The sequence below is a fragment of the Nevskia sp. genome (assembly GCF_021732705.1).
Lineage (GTDB): Bacteria > Pseudomonadota > Gammaproteobacteria > Nevskiales > Nevskiaceae > Nevskia.
The window spans coordinates 176,334-195,885 of the sequence record NZ_JAKFUM010000007.1; the positions used below are offsets into that span (position 1 = coordinate 176,334).

Below are 19,552 nucleotides of genomic sequence, written 5' to 3' on the forward strand. Positions count from 1 at the left end.
CTGTTAGGGGGCTTACAGCGGCGTGAGTTCGACGGCTGAATCGGCCCACCGGTGCAGTTCAGCAAGCTGCTTCAAATCGGTGCGCAGACGCTGTTCGTCGTCGGGCGTGTTGAACGTCACGTCGGCAACGCCGCCGTACGGAGCGATGTTTGCTGATACGGCCGGGAACGAAAGCGATCGCGCCGTGTTGTTGACGACGCGCATGACCTTTGGCCATTCCGGCGGCGACAGAGAGGCAGCGGCTTTCGCATCGGCAGCGGCCTTCGCGTCGGCAGCGGCCTGAGCGTCGGCAGCGGTCTTCGCATCGGCAGCGGCCTGAGCGTCGGCAGCGGCCTTCTGCTCTTCAGCGGTCGGCTCGCTCGACGGGTTTTGAGTGGACTTCGGCATCGGTTCGGCTCCTGAAGTGGTCGGCCTGTCTGCTTAGAACAGGTTGGTGACTTCGATCAGGGCCGCGCCGACGGCCGAAAGGTCGTGCGGGTTGGTCTCGGTGTAGGTACGCGCGTAGAAGCCGTAGCCCGAATTCATGTCGTTGCCGGTCGACAGCGGGAAGAAGCTCGGCGCGACAGCGTCGCTGATGATGATCGGGTTACGCGCCGCGGTCATCGACGTGCCAATCGCGAGGATCGTCGCGCCCTTGTTGTCCGCCGTCTGCGAAACCACCTTCGGCGAGTAATACACGTCGACGACATCCATGAACCTGCCCAGGCGATAGATGCCCGCGCGCTCGGTGATGCCCGCCGGCGTGAACATATCGCGCGGCAGGTACTTCATCTGCGCCCCGACGTTGCGCGGCACATACAGCTGCGTGACGCCATGGTCCTTGGTCGCTTCAGCCATGCGCTGACCGGTGATTCCCAGCACTGCGAGGAAGTCCAGCCAGACCATCGAACGAATCTTCTGCTGGCTGGCATTCGGCCAGTCGAAGTTGAAGGTCTCGACGTTGCCGTTCGACTGGGCGATCCGATACAGCTTGCGCAGCGCGCGGTAGTGGCGTTCGTTCATGAACTGGATACGCGCGGCCTCGCTCGACATGGTCAGCGGCGACAGGCCGACTTCGGCCTCGAACTGGCCGATCGCGTCGACGCTCGCGCGCACGATGCCGCGGTCCGGATTGGCGTAAATCTTGAAGACTTCAGCCTTCGTGCTGAACCGGGCGGTCAGGGCCGACTGGTTGTCCTCGAAGTCGATGAAACCGGTGATGTGCACGAGCGCGCCGGCCGGGAGCGCCGGGGCCGACGTGATCGCGAATGCGCCAGTGCTGGGGGTGACGGTGCCGCCGATTGCATACGTGGTGCCGGCGAGGATCACGGAGCCGACGATGGTCTGCGCAGCGCCAGCCGATTCGATTTCGCGCGCCGCGATCTTGCCGTTGACATAGACCGCCGTACGGCCCTTCAGGATGCGCACGGGCGGGCTGGCTCCGTCGACCGTCTGGTCGTCGGTCATGCGCGCACGGAAGTTGCCCGCCATGGTCGCGCCTGGGGCAAGCGCAATCGAGCGCTCCGAAGTCATGAACACGTCGCCGGACGGCACGCCGTCGAGCGAGTCGCCAGCCAGAACTTCGCCGGCATCGTTTTCGGCGTTGTGGCTGATGATGATCACGCGGCCTTCGTTCGACTTCATGTCGGCGGAGACGTAGCCCGCGAACGGAATGGCCTGCACGAACGACGTGATGATGCCGATCGCCGGGGCGTTCGGGTGCAAGCTGATCTGGTCGTGATGGCCCGACTCGGCCGAATCCAGGGTGTTGTCGAGGGTGTTGCCCAGGCCGATCAGCTTGCGCTGGGACGGCACGAGGCTGTGCCCCATGTGCAGCGCGTAATGGATCAGATCGCCGCCCGGCGCGCGGCCGTGCTCCTTCTCGTAGTTGCTGACGCCGTCGAGGAAGTTGGACAGCAGGGATTCGCGCTTGGTCGGCGGCGTCGAGTCGAGGATTGCGGCAAGCGCCTCCGGCACCGGGGTATTGCCCGGCCGGCTTTCAGCAGCGGTCACGAAGTCGGCGGCGGCGGCGGAATCAAGCGTTCCGTTCGAGCCGGCAGCGACAGCGCGCAGTTCAGTGGTGAATCGTGCGGCACGACGCTGATCCGCAAGGGTGGGATGATTCGACATGGCTTCTCCGGGTTTCAACGAGTGCGCGAAATGCGCGATTGGCTGTGCGAGATGAATCTAGTGGGTCTGGTTTCGCTTTTCGGGCCGGTTTTCCTGACGCTTACGCAGTCAGTTCGGCAAGCTCTTCCTTGGCGATTTCGACCGCCTCGGTGATGTTTGCGAGCTGCGCACGCAGATGGACTTCGCGAATCCGGCGTGATGCCCGAACGCCGTCCGGGGCCGCTGTTTTCGACGCAGCGAGGCGCTTCTGTCGCGCAGCGCGGCGCGCGTTGAGCCCGTCCACGATCTCGCGAATCGCGCCATCCAAATCATCCTGCCGCTTGATCGGGAACGGCCGGCCGTTCAGCAGAACCTGGAAGATGTCGCCCGTCAGCTTCACGAGCAGCTTCACGGTCTGCCCGTCCTTGAACAGCAAGTGCGCCTCTCGAAAACTGATGCCGTTGCTGCGACGGGTTGCCTTGCTCACTTCCGGGGTTTGCGCAAGCGGTGCCCCCAGCTTCAGAAACTGGCGCGCTGCAGCGCCCAGCGATTTCGCGGTCGCGGCAGGGGATGAAAGGTCAAGGGCAAGCATGGGACTGACTCCTATGGGACGGGGGGGCCACCGGTACCGTTTCCGGACTGGACGAGGCTGGTTCGGTGGGTGCGCAAGCTGATCGGCCCGGCCCGGACATCGCCTTGCACCGTCACGTCGCCGGATACCGTCACATCGCCGTCGATCGCTGTGACGGGGGCGACGATCGCGACTTCTGCAGTTGCTGTGACGGTCACCCGGCTGGGCTCAATCACAACCGTCGTGCCGCCGACCGTGATGGCGTAGCTCGTGCCGGCGGTGTGCGCCTGCGCCTGATCGGCGTCGGTTTCGATGTTGGCGTGGTGCCAGCGCCGGGTTCCGACCTCGTTCCCGACACGCTTCGGCCGGTAGCCGGTGATGATCGGATAGCGCGGATCGCCCGCCTCGAATTCGATCCAAACGCGGTCCCCGACTAGGATGCGGATTTCGGTGTGCTCGGACTTGTCGCCGATCGAGTACTCGAAGTCCGCTTCCGGGAACACGTCAGCCCCGTCGGTCACGCCCGGTATCTCGACGCGACAAAGCCGCGTCTGCGGGTCGTAGGCGGCAACGAATGCCGGGTACTTGCCGACCATGGTTCCGGTCTTCACTCGTCGACCTCGCCAAGCCAGAACTTGCTGAATGTGCGCGTTGCGCTCCCATCTGCCGCGCTGGCGACGTGGTGCGCAGCGGTCACGACAACCTGCGGCCGGCCGTCGACCTCGAACACATCGCCGGCATTGATGTCGGGGCGGAACAGGCCGGTCGCGGTGCGCCGGGTGATCAGGCACCGGGTCATGCTCCGAAGCGTCATCTCATCTTTGCGCGGCGAGTACATCACTGCGCGCTCGCGTGATCGATTGCCGAAAATGAGCGCGCCGTCGGGTCGCACGGAGTAGAACCAGGGCACTTGATGCCGTTCAAGGAATTGGCTGTCGATCAGCGTGGTCGCGGACGCTGCAATTCGCGATACCGGCTCACCAGCCTGAAGATCGCGCAGCCGGGCGAACCGGATGCTGCCCTCCCGCCAGAAGATCGCCCCGCCCTCTTCCTGCAGCAGCGCCGCTATCTGATAGCTGGGGGTTTCGCCGACATAGCAGGCGAATCGCGGCACCCGGAAGTCTTGGGCGATTGGCACCTGAGCGCCGCAAGCTGCATAGATGCCGCCCAGCGTCGCGTTTTCCTTGACGACGGCCGTCCGCCGCCGATACGAAATCTCGTGCGCGCGGTTCAGGTAGGCAACGATCTGGATTGCGGCGGTCGACCGGCCCTGCTGCTCACCGATAGCGGCGAAACTCGGCACCGACTTCATGATCCGGTATTCGACGCCGCGGCCAACCGTGATGACCCCGCCTTCAACGAGTTCGGCGGCAAGCCGCTCGTCGCGGATGAAGTTCGCTTCGACCGTCAGCGGGATCGGGGTCAGGTCGGAGCGCAGCGTCAGCGAGACGATCGAATCGCCCGGAACCTCGAAATCGCCAGCTCGAACGAACGCAGACACCTTCAGACCCCGATGATCGGCCGCGAAAAAGCGCTGAATCGAACAAGCTCTTCAGCCTGGGTGATGTCTTGCGTGACCTCGCTGCTCCGCCGCCCGTAAACCTGCACCCCGAGCGACTCCGCCGATTCAAGGTGCAATGCGTTCTCACGCTCGACGTAGAGCACGAACAGCGGACGGACGATGCCCCACTCGCCGACCGTCAATACGGTGTCTTCCGTCAGGGTCCGCAGTTCGGCTGAATTCGCAGCGCCGCCGGGAATAGACGCAACCGGCCCGTATGCGGCGTAGAAGCGCAGCGCGTCCATCGCCTGCTGCTGAACCTGCGCAAGTTCCAAAACGATGCCCACCGAGCGCGAATTCTCGATGTACTCGGACGCAAGTCGGGCGATCGACGCGGCCATGCTTAACCGACGAGAGAGCCGAGAACGGTCTCGCCGAAGAAGTTGTAGAACATCGTGCCGGTGTACTGGGTGACCTGGCTGCGCGACTCGAAACTGCGTTCTGCCGGGTCCATCTTCAGGAATGCATCCCGAATCTTCACCGACCGGTAAAACGCTTCCGGGGAGCCCTCGAAAAGCGTGCAGTCGACATTTCGGCCGTTCAGCCGGTGGATGGCATCGTACCCATGGCCCAATACCGTTTCGGTGATGGTGATCTGGCCCTGCATCGCAGTTTCAAGTACCTGCGCCTGCCAAGTTTTCTGCCCGCCCGGAAGCCAGACTTCGACTTCGCCGGCGGGGCTCAATACCGGCCAGGTGAAATCCTTGATCAGCACCGTCAAGTGCTCGAAGCCCGAAATCACGATACGAGCGTCACTCGCGAGGGAACGGTTCCCAAGCGCCTTGTTGACAAGGTACTGGGCTTTCAGGAAATCAGCGGAGTTCAAGGGCATGGGACGCGACCGGCGGCAGTGGGTGCGCTGCTATCGTTGCCCACTGCCCCAGTCGATCCAGGCGCAGTTTTCCTCGTCAGCTTTTCGACCCTATGCCACCGGTCTGAATGTGCGCCAGCAGGCGGTCGCTCAGGTTCTGGCTGATGTCCTGCGGCGGGAGAGCGTCGCCTTGGGCGATCGGGTTCACGGCTGCCGCGAGTGGAATGCGAGGGGCTTCCGGCGGCTTTGGCGGCGACGGAACAGCGACTGCAGGCGACGAACCGCGCGCCGCTGGCGCTGATGCACCCAGCGCCGACGCGCTGCCCGATGCAGCCAATTTCAGCAGTTCGGCCTTCTCGTCGGCGGCGCGCCGCAGAGTGCTCGCCTGCACGGCCGCACTTGAACTTTTGAACAGGGTGCTGTTGTTCTTGGCTTTGTAGTCTTGGATCAGCCCGATGATGTCGGCATCGCTGAGCTGAGCGATGTCGCTACCTTTCAGCGCCTTCTGAATGACACCAGTCTTCGCCCCGAACTGCACCGCCGTCGAGAACACGGCTTCATGCACAGCCTTCCCGCGCGAGCCCAAGTCGATCCCCGACGCGCGAAGCCTTGCGAGTTGGGGAGCGTAGTGCGTGTTTGTGATGTACTGGTGCTGAGCGTCAGCGAAAGCAGGGTCTTTTGCGACCTGCCGGTACTTCGCATCGAATTCGGGCGATCCAGGCTGCAGGCCCGCGAACTCCGCGCCGAATGGCGACGATCGCAGAAAGTCTTGGAGCGACCCGTTTTTCGTGGCGAGCTGATACGCGCCATAGCTCTTCCCTCCGAAATCCCCGGTACCTTTCGAGATGGTACCGACCCCACGACCACTGGTCTCGAACAGCGCGCTGATATGCCCGATCGCGTACTTCCCTGCGTTGGCTGCCACTTCGATTCCCCTACTGGTGATGTCTACTGCGGCGTCATAGCCGCGCTTGATCGCGCGCACAGGCGCGCTCGTGGCCACGACCTCGATGCCGCGACTGGTCGCATCGACGGCCTTGTCGTAAAGGCCGACCGCTTTGTTGGCCACGCCCTTGATGAAGTCGATCCCGGCTCCGATCAGCGGAGATAGCGAATCGGAGATCGAGCTGATCAGGCCAGGCCCGAACGTAGCGCCCAATACGCCGCCAACGATGGTTCCGAGACCAGGCAAGATCGCCGTACCGAGTGCGGCACCCAACAAGCCGCCGCTGATGTTCGCGCCAGTGCTGGCCGCGTTCGTCAGTTGCTTGTCCCGACGCTGTTCCGGCGTCAGCGACTTGTCGCGCGCGGTGCTGATCGCATCCGACACTCCGAACCCGGCCGCGATCAGCGCCCCGAGGATTCCTCCGCGCGATCCGAAGGCGCGCAAGCCAGCCGCGCCGCGCGACAACAGGTTGCCGCCGATGCGACCGGGGAGCGCCGCCGCAGTACGGCCGGCGCTGGCCAGCGCGCCGGGGGCGCTGACGACGATGCTCTTGAGGAACGCTGGCGCTTTCTTCAGCGCGCCAAAAATGCTTTTCGTCTTGCCGGCGAGAAGGCCCCCAAGCCCGCCTTCCAAAAGATCACCATTCAGGAAATTTGACGCCCTGCTGAGCAGGCTGCCGATAGGCCCTGCAACCGCAGCCCGACTTCCGATCGCGTCGCGCTCGGACAGCGTCTTCCAGATTTTCTTGAGCCAGCCAACCTGCTGCTTTTGCGGGTCTTTACCGAAGAGCTTGGAGATACCCCGCGCAACCGGTTGAACGGCGCGCGCGACCTCGTTCGCAGCGGTCACCGCCGGATCAATGTTGTCTGCGCCCTCAGACACTCCCTTGATCGCGTCGATCAGGTCGGAGTTCTGGCGCTCGCGCATGCGCCGATCGTCAGCGTCGTCAGCGGCAGTTCCGGAACCTGCCGCACCGCCAGGATCAAGCCGAGCGCCCGGCGTGAATCGCCCCAGTCGATCGCGACCGCGCGATGCGGGGGTCGATACGCCGTCGCGGGTTGCCGCTCCGGCTGTGCGGGTTGGCGAGCCGCCCCGCTGTGAGCCAGGTACGCGCTCTTGAACAGTACGGTCAGCCGCAGCTGCACGGACCGGCCGCGCGATGGCGACCTTGCCGCCTGCGGCCGATCCGCTTGGGGCTGCACGACTGGTTGCGGCCGGTCCGCTTCGGAATGCACGGCCGGTCTGAGGCGGCTCGCTGCGCCCATTCACGCCGGCCACCGTCTGACGCCCCGGACTGCGCGCTACCGCCGCGGTGCGGCGTTGCGGCTGCTGTGTTCCTTCCAGCAACCGACGAATGCGCATGACCTCGCGCCGAATCTCGTCGGTCTTTTTTGCCTCCGCGTCGAACTGCACGCGGGACGTAACGATGAAGCCGTCGCGATCGGTGAAAGCCATCGTCAGCCTCGCGTGACCGGCATGAAGGTGTCGAACTCGGTGAAGACGAACTGAATCGTCTGAAGTTCGGATCGCGCGCTACGGTCAAAGTCGAATTCGACGCTCTGCGGGCGCATCAGGTAGCTGTCCTTGTAGGCGCTGCCCGCCCCGGCGATGTTGTCGAAGGCGTAACCGTGCCGGACTGCGATGCGAACGCAGTAATCGGCCGGAAGGCCCATCGTGCCGTCGTTGTTTGCGACCTTTTCCGACAGGTCGTGGAACCAGTGCTTGAGAGTTCCGTGACGGTCATCCATCGTGGTGATGCGGATTTCAACCGGGTCGTGCCCGGTCACGCCATCGACACGCGCACCACCGACGTTCTTCCGATCGGCGACCAAATCGACGGCGTTGTAGCTGACCCCAGTGGCGAACAGGAAAAACTTTCGCGGGATATCGCTGGCGTCGCCGCGGTAGCTCGCTTCTGTCGTCACTTCCAGATGGAACATGCCCTTCTGCGCCATCTCGTACCCAGCGAACTCGCGGGCGAGTTCACGCGCGTTGTCCAGCGTGATCCCGCCCAACAGCGGGTGCGGAGTGGTCTGCGAGTTCGGAATGCCCGGCGGTGGTGGGCGGGCACTCGCGCTGCCTGCGGCCTGCGCGTAGGGCGACAGATTCCGGTACGCGGACAGCGCGATCAGGGCACTGCCAGTCAGGATTGATGAAGGCACGTCAGCCCCCGAAACCGCCGCCGCCGAAACCGCCGCCGCCGCCGCCGTCTTGGTCCGGCTCGGTTTTGACGTTCACGACTGAGGCATAGAGCTTGGCGGACTCCTCGTCGATCTTCAGGGTCTTCGACAGGAAATGCGCCATCTGCGCCTCGGTGAAGCCCATGTTCTTGGCTTGATCCATCGCCTGAACCAAAGCCGCCCCCGTCGCTGCGGCCGTGCCGCGCGTCGTTTCCTGCTCGTTTTCAAGGGCCGAGATGCTCCCGAAGAAATTGATCTTCCACGGGCGCTCACTGGGCTCGAACACGACCCCGTGCTTCGTGAACGTGTGCAGGTCGATCGCGTCGTTGCAGAATTCTGCGAACGCGGATCGGATCACCCGTGCTCGCTGCGCGGCTTGTGCCGACGTTCGGAGCCAGCCGCCGTCGCCGAATGCGCCGGCCATCTGATCGGCGAAGCCGATGTTTGACAGATCGGTACCGAAACAGCCAGCCAGCATCTTCGCGTGAAACATCACGTCGTCAACCGTAATGGTGGACGCGCGCGCGGATGTCGCGGCTGACCCCACGTCGAAGTTGACGACTTGTTTTTCGTTCCAGATCGGTAGAATGTACCGAAGGCGCTCAAGGATCGGCTGCCCTTCGAGAACGGCTTTTGATGCACGTTCCTTCGTCGTCTTCAGCATGTTGACGATCGAGCCCAGCAAGGCTTCCTGCTGCTCCTTCGATGCGCCGGCCATCTGGACGCCGATGACCTTTTCGTCGATCGAGTCGTTCACACGCTGCCCGACCAGGCCGACCAGCGCTGCAAGCATGTTGTCGAATGCGCTTTCGGCCTCATACAGCAGCGAGCCGCCAGCGGCGGACGGGATGATCGGCAGTTCGCCAATCTCGTCCGTTCGCATGTTCGCCCGCCATGCCTTTTCCGTGACGCTCAGCTGCGGAACGAAGATTCGACGCGGCATCTTCAGCCGAATCATCTGCTTTATCGAAATGCGGTCGAGCTGCTTTTCGCCGATCGCAGTGGCGAACGCCACGGTGCGATTGCCCTGCTCGAATGGGAGGATCGTCGGCGGACTGACCAGTTCGTCGACGTAAAGGTCCAGCAGACCCCGCTTCGGCGACGTGTACACGCGCGCGTAGGAATCGCCGAACCCGGCTCCGTTGTAGCAGGCCGTGAACGACACCTTGTTTAGCAGCGGGCCTATGTCGCGATTGATCTCGTCGACGATCGCCATCTTGCCCTTGTCCTTCTGAGCTTCTGCGGTCGCCTCGATGAACACCACGTCGCCAGTCGTCTCGTGCCCGCCAAGGGCCGCAGTGCACAGCAGCGAGATGGCGGTGCTCACGACGGGATCGCCCATCATGAACGCCCACTTCTCATAAATCTGCTGCCGACTGCGGGCCTTCCGCCGTCCTGAGCCCAACAGCGTGTAGGCGGCGCTGATGAGGCCGTCGCCGTAGCCGTATGCATCGGCCAGCGGAACGGCTTCTGCGGCGGCATCGCTGGCCTGCAGCCGGCCGACGGCTGTATCAGCCGCAGCACGACGGGGCTTTAGTCCGCGCGCAATGTCGGTGATCGCGAAGCTGCGCCGGGGCGAGACAGGTGGCATCGACCTAGCTCAATTCGACGGATTCAGCCGCTTGTCGAAACGCCGAAAGCCCCCGCATGACGACCCAGGCGCAAAGCGCACAGTTGGCGAGGAACAATGCGCGGCAGTACGCCGGCCACTCGGAGATGTCTGCGGTCGGCTCGGTCCAGGTCACGAACGCCGCAGCGAGCACGACGGCCACGGTCGAAGCGAAAACGGCGATCAGCCAGTAGGCATACGCGAGAATCCAGTCAGATGGCGTCAGGGACTGGACGATGAAATCAAGCAGCGGGCGCTTCGTTGGCATCGCGGACCATGAACGGACGGGCAGGACTCATTGTTCCCTGCCGCCGTCGGCCGGCCGTGTCCGCTTTTCCCGCGTCAGCGCGTCGCCATGTCCGGATCGGCGAGCACGTAGGGCGGCACGTCATCGTCGGCCGACAACGTGAACTCGTTGTTGCCCTCGAAGTAGCTTTGCCCTGCCATCGAATAGAAATCGTCGCCGGCAACGAGGGTCGGCATCACCGCGATGTCCTCGCCGTCGAAGTGCCCGTATGCCGCGACCATCTCCGGACTGGTTTCCGGCCCGAAATCGTGGCCCTGCGCCGCGAGCGCCGCCTTGACCGCGTACCAGTAAGGCCCGAACCGGGTGTAGCGGCCGGGCTTCGCGCGGAGATTCCCGGCGATCGAGTCGGCCGCGACCTGAGCGCATTCCTCTGCAGTGCGGCCGGTCGACGCCATGATCTCCGCGATGTGCTTGTCCAGCGCGACCCGATCAATCTTGAAAGCTGTGTAGTTCATCGCGTCATCTTCTTGACCGAATCAGGGTGCGGCGGGACGACCTGAATGCCCGGCATGCCGTTTGGATACTGTGCCTGAAGTTTCTCGTACGCCGCGCGCGGCACCGTCCACATCGGCTGCGGCGATGACTTGAACTCGGCCTTACTGCCGACGCTGATCGCCGCCTCCTTGAAGCGCTCCTTCATCGCCATGGTCCCGCTCCCCGCAAGTCCAACAAACGGACTGGTGGCAAGCGCTGCGGCTCGGGCAGCCTCTTCTGCGGTCATCCGCGCCAGTCGCTCAGCCTCCGCCGCTGCTCTTGCTGCCGCCTCTTCGGCCAAGCGCTTCGCGGCAATCTCCTGCGCGCGGTCGGACAGCGACTGGTAAATCGCGACGAGCGCGGCGTCCAGTCCCGGCACGCCATCATTCAGCTTTCGGCGCAGGGTGTTCGCATACATGCCGTTCGTGACGGGCGCTGACGGAACGGCCGTTTTCGTGAACTCGATAAGCCACGAATCGATGTGATCATTGCTTTCAAACTTCGACGAGGCGGCTTTGATTGCTTCGACAATCCCACCGAACTGCGGGTCATCTTTCAAGGCTTGCACGAGCCAGGTTGTCTGCCATGCCCCCAACAACGGCGAAAGCGTGCCGGCGTCGAACGTGTAGCCCTTCACCTTCGCGAGCTGCCACAGGTAGGCCGCGCAAAGCTCATTCAACGCATCGCGTGTCGCGACTTGCCGAACGCCGCCGGCAGGACCGCCGAAAAGCCGCTGCCATGAGTCGCCGACCTTGACGAAACCGGCTGCCCGCTGAGCCGATGCCAGCTCCGAAACGAGATTGCCGCTGATTGAATCCGAAATGAACTTCGGGAATAGCGGCGCTGGGAGGACGGAAACCTCAATATCCATCGCCACGGGTAAGCTCGACTTCATGCGTTCCGCGACAGGCGGAATGAAGGTCGAGAACAGCGCCGACAATGCTGTCTCACCTGATTCGCTGTGCAGTCCTGCCGACAGGATCAGCGCTTCATCCAGGGCTGCAGCTTCATCAAGGGCCGACTCGTACGCTGCGCTGCCAGGCTCGATGACAACGGCCCCGGCCCCGATCGCGTCATTCACGGGCTGCGGATAGCGCAACGCTTCGGAAAAGCACAGCAGTTTGCGGTCACGAACCCCAACGCGCGCCAGCCCGCGCGCAGTACCCGACAGGCGCACGAGATCACCGACGCGCACCGGCACGCCAAGAACGACATCGGCGTCTCCCGATTCGACGGCTTCGAGAAACGCTGGCGTGAGCGCGCCCCCGCCGAGCTTCGCCGCGTCCGTGAAGTCCTTGCGCGATGCGTCGACGAGTTCTTGCGATTGTGCGCGGCCAGCCTCCCAATCCTGATACATCTCGCTGGCCGGGTTAATTCGGCTCGCTTCGGGTACCGGCACATACCGGTCCATCGTCCGAGTATCAAGCTGCTCGATGGTTCGCATCAGCACGGGATTGAGCCCGACCTCGCGCAGCCGCTCCATTTTCCCGACAAGCGACGCCTCGTTCAGTTCGACCGTCAGGCCGATTTTCGTGCGAGCGCTCTGCGCCAGCTTGGGATTCGTCAGCCGCTTCCGCAGTTGGGCGAGCGACTTCGCGAACTCGAAGGTTGCTTTCGCTTCCTGCCTGTAGAACGCATCAAAGGTTTGGCGTAGCGCGGTCCCCTGCTTCTTGATCGTCGCCAGATTGATGATCTGCCGGGTGCGCAGCGCGCGGCGCGTTTCTGCTGCCTCGCGCTCAGCCAGTTCACGACGGAACTTCTCCGATGCGTCTGCATCGCCGGTCGTGTCGATCAAGGCTTCCAAGTCCTTTTCCGAGTAGCTACCGCCGACCTTGACCTGGTCGGCGTTGTCATCGGTCAGAACGGTCGAAATCCAGTCGCCCTTTCGATTGACCAGCATGCGGCGGTACTTGTCGAACGTCCCTTCCGCTTCGTAGAAATAGACGTTGACCACCGCGACCGTGTTGCCCTGCCGGATGCCGCGGCCGTTGCGTTGGTGCTCGCTGTCCGGCGTCCAGCCGAGCGTCATGTGATGGATCGCCTGAGCACCTTTCTGAAGATTGATGCCCACTTCAGCCTTTTTGTTGCCGACGACGATCTGATACTGATTCGCGTCGCCGTCGAGATTGAACCCGTCGCTGATCTCCTGAACGTCTTCCGGATTCGGTGCGGCCGGCGCGGTGATGAACGCGATCTTGTTCATCGGAATGCCGCACCGCTTGTGCAGGGCGATCTTGATCTTGTTGTGCATCGCGAGGGCGTCGCAGAAAATCAATTGCTTGGCCTTGCTGCGCGGCACGCCGTCGCCCCCGAAATTGCGCGGGTGCTCGTTCTCCTTCTGCACGTTCGCGATCAGTGCGGCGAGCTTCGGAGGAATCGACACATCAAGGTCAAGGCCGGCCTTTTGCGCCAACGCCATGAATTTCTGCTGAGTCCGCTGGTCCAGCGTGTCGAGAATAATCGCGCGAGCTGCGTCGTCGAAGACGCCTCTGATTCGGACGATCAGGACTTCTTCCTCGTCGCCATCGTCGTTGAGCGTGACCTTGCGACGGACCACGTCTTCGTCGGTCGACATCGGCGAGTGCCGGGACCGCTCTTCGGTGATCTTCAGCGCGTTGAACTTCCCAACGACTTCAATCGCCGCCGCCACCTGCGCGCGCGGCACGGTGAATCGACTCTGCTGCCGATCCAGTTCCGGGTCCATGATCAGTCGCTCCATGCGATTGATCAGATTGAACGGGTGACCGATCAGGTTCTGCGTCGCGCCAGGCTCGTCGCGAAGAATTTCGGCCAACGCAGCCCCGTCCCCGCCGGGCAAATCGCGAGCTGCGGCGTACGCGCCCTTGTACTTGATCAGCCGTTCGATGACGTGCCGATCCAACACGATTTCGGTCGTGTCCTCGGATGTTTCCGGGACCACAATCTGCTCGCCGACCTGCTTTGCGTTACGCCCCAGCACGGAACCGGCAATGACCGTTTGCAGCATGCTCAGGTTATTGATGCCGTCGAAGACATCGTCCGGCCGCGGGTCGCCCGTGATCGTTGTCTCTTCATCCTGGCGAACATCGCAGAAGGTCTTCAGGAAGTCGTCGGCACCCTTGATGCCGAGCATCATTTCTTGGATGCGTTCCTCGCCCATCGCGAGCGACAGCATGCTGTAGATTTCCAGCGGCGAGTTCGTGATCCACGTCGCGGTAAGCGGCATGACGCCGTCGCCGTGATTGCTGCGCAGCACCCATGCCTTTGCCTGGGCGTCGACCCCTCGGCCCGACGGCAGTGGGGTGGCAAGGAAGCGCGGGGCCTTGTAGTCGACGCTGAAGCGGCTGTTTTTGTAGTTGTGAGCCTCGTCAAGCACGAGGGAATCGACGCCCATATCCTCGAAATAGGTGATCGACCTATCCTGCGAGTCGAATCCCTCCAAGAACGAATTCAGCGACTTCCGGACGCGCTCTTCGCCCTCTTCCGAGGACTGAGACTTCAAGCTCTCGTCAATGCTCCGAAGGTACTCGACGTAGCCATCAATCGTTTCTTTCCGAAGCGGAATGAGCGACAGATCGTCGATCGTCATGAAAATCTTGTTGAACTTGCCTGACGTGATCCGCTTCAGGTCTCGGCGAACGGCCGCGCCGTCCCCGCGGTCGTTCGTGACGGCTCCAGTCTTGGCGTCCACCGCGCGCGTCATGCCGACGAACAGGCACTTGTCGAGCGATTCATAGGTGCGGCTCGCCTCGCGGTACCAGTTCGCCAGCACAGCTTTCGGCACCGCGAAAATGGTCCGCTTCTTCACGCCGATGTTCTGGACGTGCTGAACGGTCCACAGCGCCTGGAACGTCTTGCCGAGACCGACATCGTCGCCAAGGATGCCGCTGAACTCGCGGCTGAACCGGCGAATCGTCTGGAACTGGTAGCTATGGGGGTACGGGTGTGGCTTGCCGGTATCCGGGTCGATGCCTTTCTTCAGGCCGGGGATGTCGAGATAGGCCTGATTCGTGGTCGGCCGGAAGCGCAGCTTGGCCGGGTCGTCTGCCAGCGCGGAGATCGTTGCCTGAATTCCTGGGTGCGACTTGCACCAGACGTTGAACTGCACGTTGCCGGTTTCGGCCAGCTCGCGCAGCTTCAGGACGATGCGACTCCGAACATCCGGGTCGATGTCCTTCGGCATGCGCATGTCGAACTTGCCCTTCTCGAAGTAGGACCAGAACAGTTCGAGTGCCTTGGCGTCGACGTACCGCTGAGACCGCCGGTCCGGCATGTCGCTGCTGCCGAGATCGGCCTTGATGCGCGGCTTGCCGTCCGGACCGTCGTAGTCCAGCGCGAACGCGGGCGACAGGTACTGCTGCGCGAACGCGAGCTTCTGCTCAAGCGTCACGAAAGGCGACGTGAGCGCGAAGCGGACGCGCTTCGGGTCGACCTTCAGCAGCCGCGACTCCGCGTAGATGCGCTGGCGCAGCAGCTTGGCGCGAACGTCATCGTTCGCCGCCGCCTTGATGTCGGCCTCGATCCGCGCGAGGAAATCGGTGTACTTGCCGAAGTAGTAGTCATCGGCGCGCATCACGCCGGTACCGGCCGCGTCGATGCACCATTCGTCATCGGCCATCGGATCGAAGTCGATCTGAGCCGCCCGCATCGTCTCGATCGGCACGAACTGAAGATCGCCGCCGGTCGCGCCATAGGCCAGGCGCTCGTACTTGCTCGCGGCCGTCTCGGTCGGGATGGTGGCCTCTTCACCGGCCGCACCGTTCCACCAGTCCGCGAAGCCACCCTTACGGGTGTAGAGCGTTTCCAGCTCCGACAAGGCTTCGCGACAGGTCTTGTTCTTGGCGGTCGTCTTGCGCGCCGTGGCGGATGCCGCCGGGGCCGCGTTCGTGATGTCGGGATAGGTCGAGTAGAAGTTGAAGGCGTCGACGCCGGCATTGGCCTCGCGCACGTCGCGCACGGCGCAGCCGGTGATCAGCGCGAACCAGACCGCTTCGTGCGTCCCTTCCGGTTGCGCTTCGACTTCGTAGAACAGTGGCCGGACCCATTCGGGGACGTTGCGATGAAACGTGTTCTGCGCGGCGTTGTAGCGAATGAAACGGCTGGCATTCGCCCAGGTCGTGCGCTCGTTCAGGGTGACCAGCGGGTCGGACAGCGCGGCCTGCACCGACGACATATCGGTGTCGACTTCCGGGTTCGATTGCAGGGCAATCCAGCGGCCATCGGTGAACTTCAGGGTCACGCCGTCCTGAACCATCGTGTCGCCTTCTTCGTAGGTCAGCGGCACGGTTTCGGCCGCGTCTAGCAGCGACCAGTTGATCCGGGAGTCAGGGAAGCGCGTCAGCAGCTTGCTGATATTGGCAATGCTCTGTTCGTTGACGACGGCTTCGACCATCTTCAGCTTGCCGTCGACGTAGAAGCGGCCGGGCTTTTCGACCACTTCGCCGAGCACGAAGCGCCGGCCGGACTCGCGGAAATACTTGCCCCGGATGAACTCAGGCCACAGCACGCCTGCTTCGGTCAGGGTGTCTGGCGATTGCTCGCGGCACTCTGCGATCCGCTCCGCCGCATCGCGGCTGAACTTGCGCCAGACCATGACATCGGTGATCACGTCCGCACCGGCCGTGTCGAAGACCTTGTTCGGCAGCCGGTAGGCTCCGAGGAATTCGGCCTTCAGGCTCGCGGCCTGCCGGAACTTCTCATGCTTGATCGCGTCGATCAGGCCGGTCGGCGTGATGAACGCGGCCAGGCCACCCGGCCGCAGCTTGTCCAGCGAGCGAAGCACGAAGTAGCTGCCCAGGTCATAACGGCGGTACTTGCTGTCCTTGTTCGCATGCACGCGCAGGCCCGCGTCGCCGAATGGGACGTTGGTCACGACGGCGTCGTACTGCTCGTCTTCGCTTTCGCCCGCGACTTCCTCGAAAGGGGCCACACGCACCGCGTAGCCGTCGCGCTTGTTGACCACGGCATTGATGCGGCCGGACACGTCGTCAAGCTCGACCGCGTCCATGACGGTGTTCTCCGGGGCGGTCTGCCCGAAGATGCCGGTACCGGCGCTCGGATCAAGCACGCGCCCGCCAGCGAAGCCGAGTTCGTTCAGCAGGTTCCAGACCCCGGCCGCGACCGGCTTCGGGGTGTAATACTCGTAGGGGCTGCCGCGCCGGCCGTTGTAGCGGGTCAGCCCGCCGCCGCTGCCGCTGTACTTGGCGAGGATTGCCCGCTCTGCCGGGCCGACTTCCAGCCCTTCGCGCTCGATGCGTTCCAGCAGCTCGACGGCCGAATTGTTGTCGCGCTGGCGCTGGCCTCGCGTGATCTTGGCGTCTTCGGAGTCGTCGACATCGTTCAGCAGGGATTCGACGATCTGCGCGGCGATGCCGAGCCGCGCCAGCACGCCGCGCGTCTCCGCCAGGCTCTTGCGGAGCGCGTCGATACCGTCGTCGTCAGGGGTGGCCGCGTCAAGCGTGCCGCCATCGTCCTGCATGCCGATCGCGTCGGCGATCAGGTCTTCTTCGGGCTTCAGAATCACGATGCCACTCCCTTCAGGCTGGCAGAAATAAAACAGGTCATCCGGTTCAAGCATGTCGGCCGTGAGCGAATAGCCCTCGCCATTGATCCGGGTTGCAATGGAGTCGCGCAGGAATCGGATGGCGGTTTCACTGCCTGCCCACTCGACGCCCTCGTCTTCCGGGAACGTCGCGGTCGCGACGCCAAACGGGGTCAGGACGGTGTAGGTCGACATGGTCAGGCGGCTCCGTTGGCGACTTCCGCCAGGCTGTTTTCGTCGACGCTCTGAATCTCGCGAACGAAAAGCCCGGATCGAAGATAGTTCGCGTAGATCGCTTTCACTTCGTTCAGGTCTTTCGAGAAGATGTAGTTCGGATACATCGAAACGCGGTCGGTTGCCTCGCCATGCGGCCCGGTCTGCGGCTTCACAACGATCGCCAAGTGCCCCGACGTTTTTCGGCCAAGGCGGGCCTTCACCATTCCCGAATAGAGATAGACCGAATCACTGAACCGGCCGATGTACTTGGACTTCAGGGCGCGCTGGTAATACTCGCCGTAGAGCGCGTGAACCTGCGGGTGCGGGGGCGACTGCGTATCAATGGTCACGGTCTTTGCGGCCCTGATCGCAAGCTCACGACGATTATCCGCGCCCTCTTCCAGTGCTTCCCGCGTGTTGTCTTGCAGGATGTCGTTCAGCCCCTTGATGGCGTCGCCCATCGCGGTCTGCGGAGTCAGCATGTAGCCGGCGACGAACTCGAATGTGTCCGGGTCCATCGCGATCCGCCGCCCCAGCATCTCTTTGTCGCTGAACGACTCGATGCCCATCGAGAACACTTCGGTCGTGCCGTGGCCGTAATCCTTCCCGACGTAGGCGTCGAAAAAGTGATCCTCGAATGCAGTTTCGTTCGGCCGGTAGCCGGTGTTCTTCGTGATCGACCGAAGTGATTTCGTATCCGGGCTGATGGCGCGCATCCGGATGTAGCGGCTGGCGGCAGCCCTCGCGACCGGGTCCGATTCCAGGTGATGCGCCAGTTCATGCCACAGCACCCGCTTGTCGAACTGCGACCCCATGCGGATGATGCCGTCGGTCCCGAAGCTCCCGACGCCGGATGTGTTGGCGCGCTTGCCGCCTTCGGAGACGATGGTCACCGCGCCGATCTTCCCGTCGACCAGGCGATAGAACTCCGCCATGTCGATCCGGGCCTGATCCGGCAAGTACCCCATCTTGCGCAGTCGCGCGCGCGCCGACGTGCTGATCGGGATGCCCGTCGCCCAGGCGGTAGCCTGTTCGGCGGTGACGCGGGACTTCGACAGGACACGGTCGTAAAGCTCGCCGCCGGCCTTGACGAGTTCGGCCTTCCCTTCGGCTGCGAGCGCCTGCACTTTTTCGAGAACGGCGGCGCTTTCTGCCGTCTGTGATTCGCTGATCGCGCGGGCTTCTTTGTAGATCGCCGAAGATTCATCACGCATTTTGGAGGCGGCGACGGCATCCCAGCTCTTCCAAGATTCGGTGTAGAGCTTGTCCGCGCGACGGCGCATGTCGCTGATCTTGCTGCTCAGTTCAAGCCATTTTTCTTGCTGGTCAGGCTCAAGAATCGAAAGCTGCCGGAACACATCCTTTGTCGCGATGTCGGCCTTCATCAGTCCGACCTTGGCGTCGTCGATGAACGCTTGCGGCAGCTTCGCGGCCTTGACGTAGGACTCCGCGACGGCCGTCAGGTCATCATCTGACGGCAGCGCCCCGGCGCTCAGGTTAACAAGCTCCGGCGAGTTGAAAGCTCCGGCGGCAAGTTCGGCGTTGCTCAGTTGTTGCAGCATTTGCCGCAGCAAGTCCCTTTGAACCTTCGCCTTCGTGAATTCCACCGGCCCGGCCGCTTCGGCTTGCGCGAGCTGGTCAGCCAGGTAGCTCGCGACGCCGGTCACCGTGACCGCGCCGTCAATGGCCTCGCCGGGCAGCCCCAGCAACTTGCGGCGGGTCGCGGCCTGCCGAAGCCGGATGATCCGGGTGGCGAGCGCGCGCCGGGTGGTGTCGGCCTTCGACGCCTCCGCATGGCCGATCTGCGCGCGCAGCGTGATCAAGTCGGCGGCAAGTGCCAGCCGACGGGTGACCATGCTTGGCGGCGAGCCGCCTGAATCAGCCACCGGCCGATTCCAGCTTGGCCCAATGCGTGATCGCGGCGTCGGCCGCTGACTCCGCATCGCCGGACAGCAGACCGCCGTCGTTCAGGGCCATGATCGCCGCGTTCATGCGGCTGAACAGGTCGATCACGCCGATGCGGTCCATCGCGCCGGTCACGATCTCGCGCAGCGTGCGGACGTGCTCGTTCTCCGGTGCCGGCGGCGTCAGTGCGGCCGTTCCGAGCTGCGCCAGCACGTCGCGGCGCTGCTGGTTCAGCTTCAGGCGCGCGAGCGCGCTCTTGGCGTCGCGCGGCATGGCCGCGATGTCGCGGTTCAGGGTGGAAAGCTGGCCTGCCAGGCGCAGGCGGACCAGCGGGGACGGTGCGGCGTCGAGCGTATCCATGTCG

15 protein-coding genes are annotated in these 19,552 nt (G+C 63.5%); all 15 read right to left on the reverse strand.

Going from position 1 to position 19,552, the window contains the following annotated elements; translation table 11 throughout:
- Positions 1 to 12: 12 nt before the first annotated feature.
- Positions 13 to 387, reverse strand: coding sequence for a hypothetical protein (locus QZ951_RS07885; protein ID WP_292999992.1), 375 nt, complete (start codon positions 385 to 387; stop codon positions 13 to 15).
- A 33-nt stretch (positions 388 to 420) separates the two neighbouring features.
- Complete coding sequence (locus QZ951_RS07890) at positions 421 to 2,109, reverse strand: hypothetical protein (protein WP_292999993.1); 1,689 nt, start codon at positions 2,107 to 2,109, stop codon at positions 421 to 423.
- 100 nt (positions 2,110 to 2,209) lie between these two features.
- Positions 2,210 to 2,680 (reverse strand): hypothetical protein, encoded by a 471-nt coding sequence (locus QZ951_RS07895; protein ID WP_292999994.1) that lies wholly within the window; start codon positions 2,678 to 2,680, stop codon positions 2,210 to 2,212.
- A gap of 11 nt (positions 2,681 to 2,691) precedes the next feature.
- On the reverse strand, positions 2,692 to 3,270 hold the full coding sequence (locus tag QZ951_RS07900; RefSeq protein ID WP_292999995.1) for a hypothetical protein: 579 nt from the start codon (positions 3,268 to 3,270) through the stop codon (positions 2,692 to 2,694).
- Positions 3,267 to 4,160, reverse strand: coding sequence for a hypothetical protein (locus QZ951_RS07905; protein ID WP_292999996.1), 894 nt, complete (start codon positions 4,158 to 4,160; stop codon positions 3,267 to 3,269). The genes QZ951_RS07900 and QZ951_RS07905 overlap by 4 nt, the downstream gene beginning before the upstream one ends.
- Positions 4,161 to 4,162: 2 nt before the next feature.
- Entirely contained in the window at positions 4,163 to 4,561 is a 399-nt protein-coding gene (locus tag QZ951_RS07910; RefSeq protein ID WP_292999997.1) for a hypothetical protein, read from the reverse strand.
- Positions 4,562 to 4,563: 2 nt separating this feature from the next.
- On the reverse strand, positions 4,564 to 5,052 hold the full coding sequence (locus QZ951_RS07915; protein WP_292999998.1) for a hypothetical protein: 489 nt from the start codon (positions 5,050 to 5,052) through the stop codon (positions 4,564 to 4,566).
- Positions 5,053 to 5,128: 76 nt separating this feature from the next.
- Positions 5,129 to 7,432: a hypothetical protein gene (locus tag QZ951_RS07920; RefSeq protein ID WP_292999999.1), complete on the reverse strand. Its 2,304-nt coding sequence runs from the start codon at positions 7,430 to 7,432 to the stop codon at positions 5,129 to 5,131.
- A 2-nt stretch (positions 7,433 to 7,434) separates the two neighbouring features.
- Positions 7,435 to 7,992, reverse strand: coding sequence for a hypothetical protein (locus QZ951_RS07925; RefSeq protein WP_293000000.1), 558 nt, complete (start codon positions 7,990 to 7,992; stop codon positions 7,435 to 7,437).
- A 148-nt stretch (positions 7,993 to 8,140) separates the two neighbouring features.
- Positions 8,141 to 9,748, reverse strand: coding sequence for a hypothetical protein (locus QZ951_RS07930; RefSeq protein WP_293000001.1), 1,608 nt, complete (start codon positions 9,746 to 9,748; stop codon positions 8,141 to 8,143).
- A gap of 4 nt (positions 9,749 to 9,752) precedes the next feature.
- Positions 9,753 to 10,034: a hypothetical protein gene (locus QZ951_RS07935; RefSeq protein ID WP_293000002.1), complete on the reverse strand. Its 282-nt coding sequence runs from the start codon at positions 10,032 to 10,034 to the stop codon at positions 9,753 to 9,755.
- Between the two features lie 74 nt (positions 10,035 to 10,108).
- A complete protein-coding gene (locus QZ951_RS07940; protein ID WP_293000003.1) occupies positions 10,109 to 10,528 on the reverse strand; it encodes a hypothetical protein in 420 nt (139 codons plus the stop codon).
- Positions 10,525 to 17,262 (reverse strand): SNF2-related protein, encoded by a 6,738-nt coding sequence (locus QZ951_RS07945; RefSeq protein WP_293000004.1) that lies wholly within the window; start codon positions 17,260 to 17,262, stop codon positions 10,525 to 10,527. Before QZ951_RS07945 ends, QZ951_RS07940 begins: the two co-directional genes overlap by 4 nt.
- Before the next feature lie 2 nt (positions 17,263 to 17,264).
- Entirely contained in the window at positions 17,265 to 19,169 is a 1,905-nt protein-coding gene (locus tag QZ951_RS07950; RefSeq protein WP_293000005.1) for a hypothetical protein, read from the reverse strand.
- The gene (locus QZ951_RS07955) at positions 19,162 to 19,548 is read right to left on the reverse strand and encodes a hypothetical protein (RefSeq protein WP_293000006.1); all 387 of its coding nucleotides are present in this window, start codon (positions 19,546 to 19,548) and stop codon (positions 19,162 to 19,164) included. The genes QZ951_RS07950 and QZ951_RS07955 overlap by 8 nt, the downstream gene beginning before the upstream one ends.
- Positions 19,549 to 19,552: the final 4 nt, after the last annotated feature.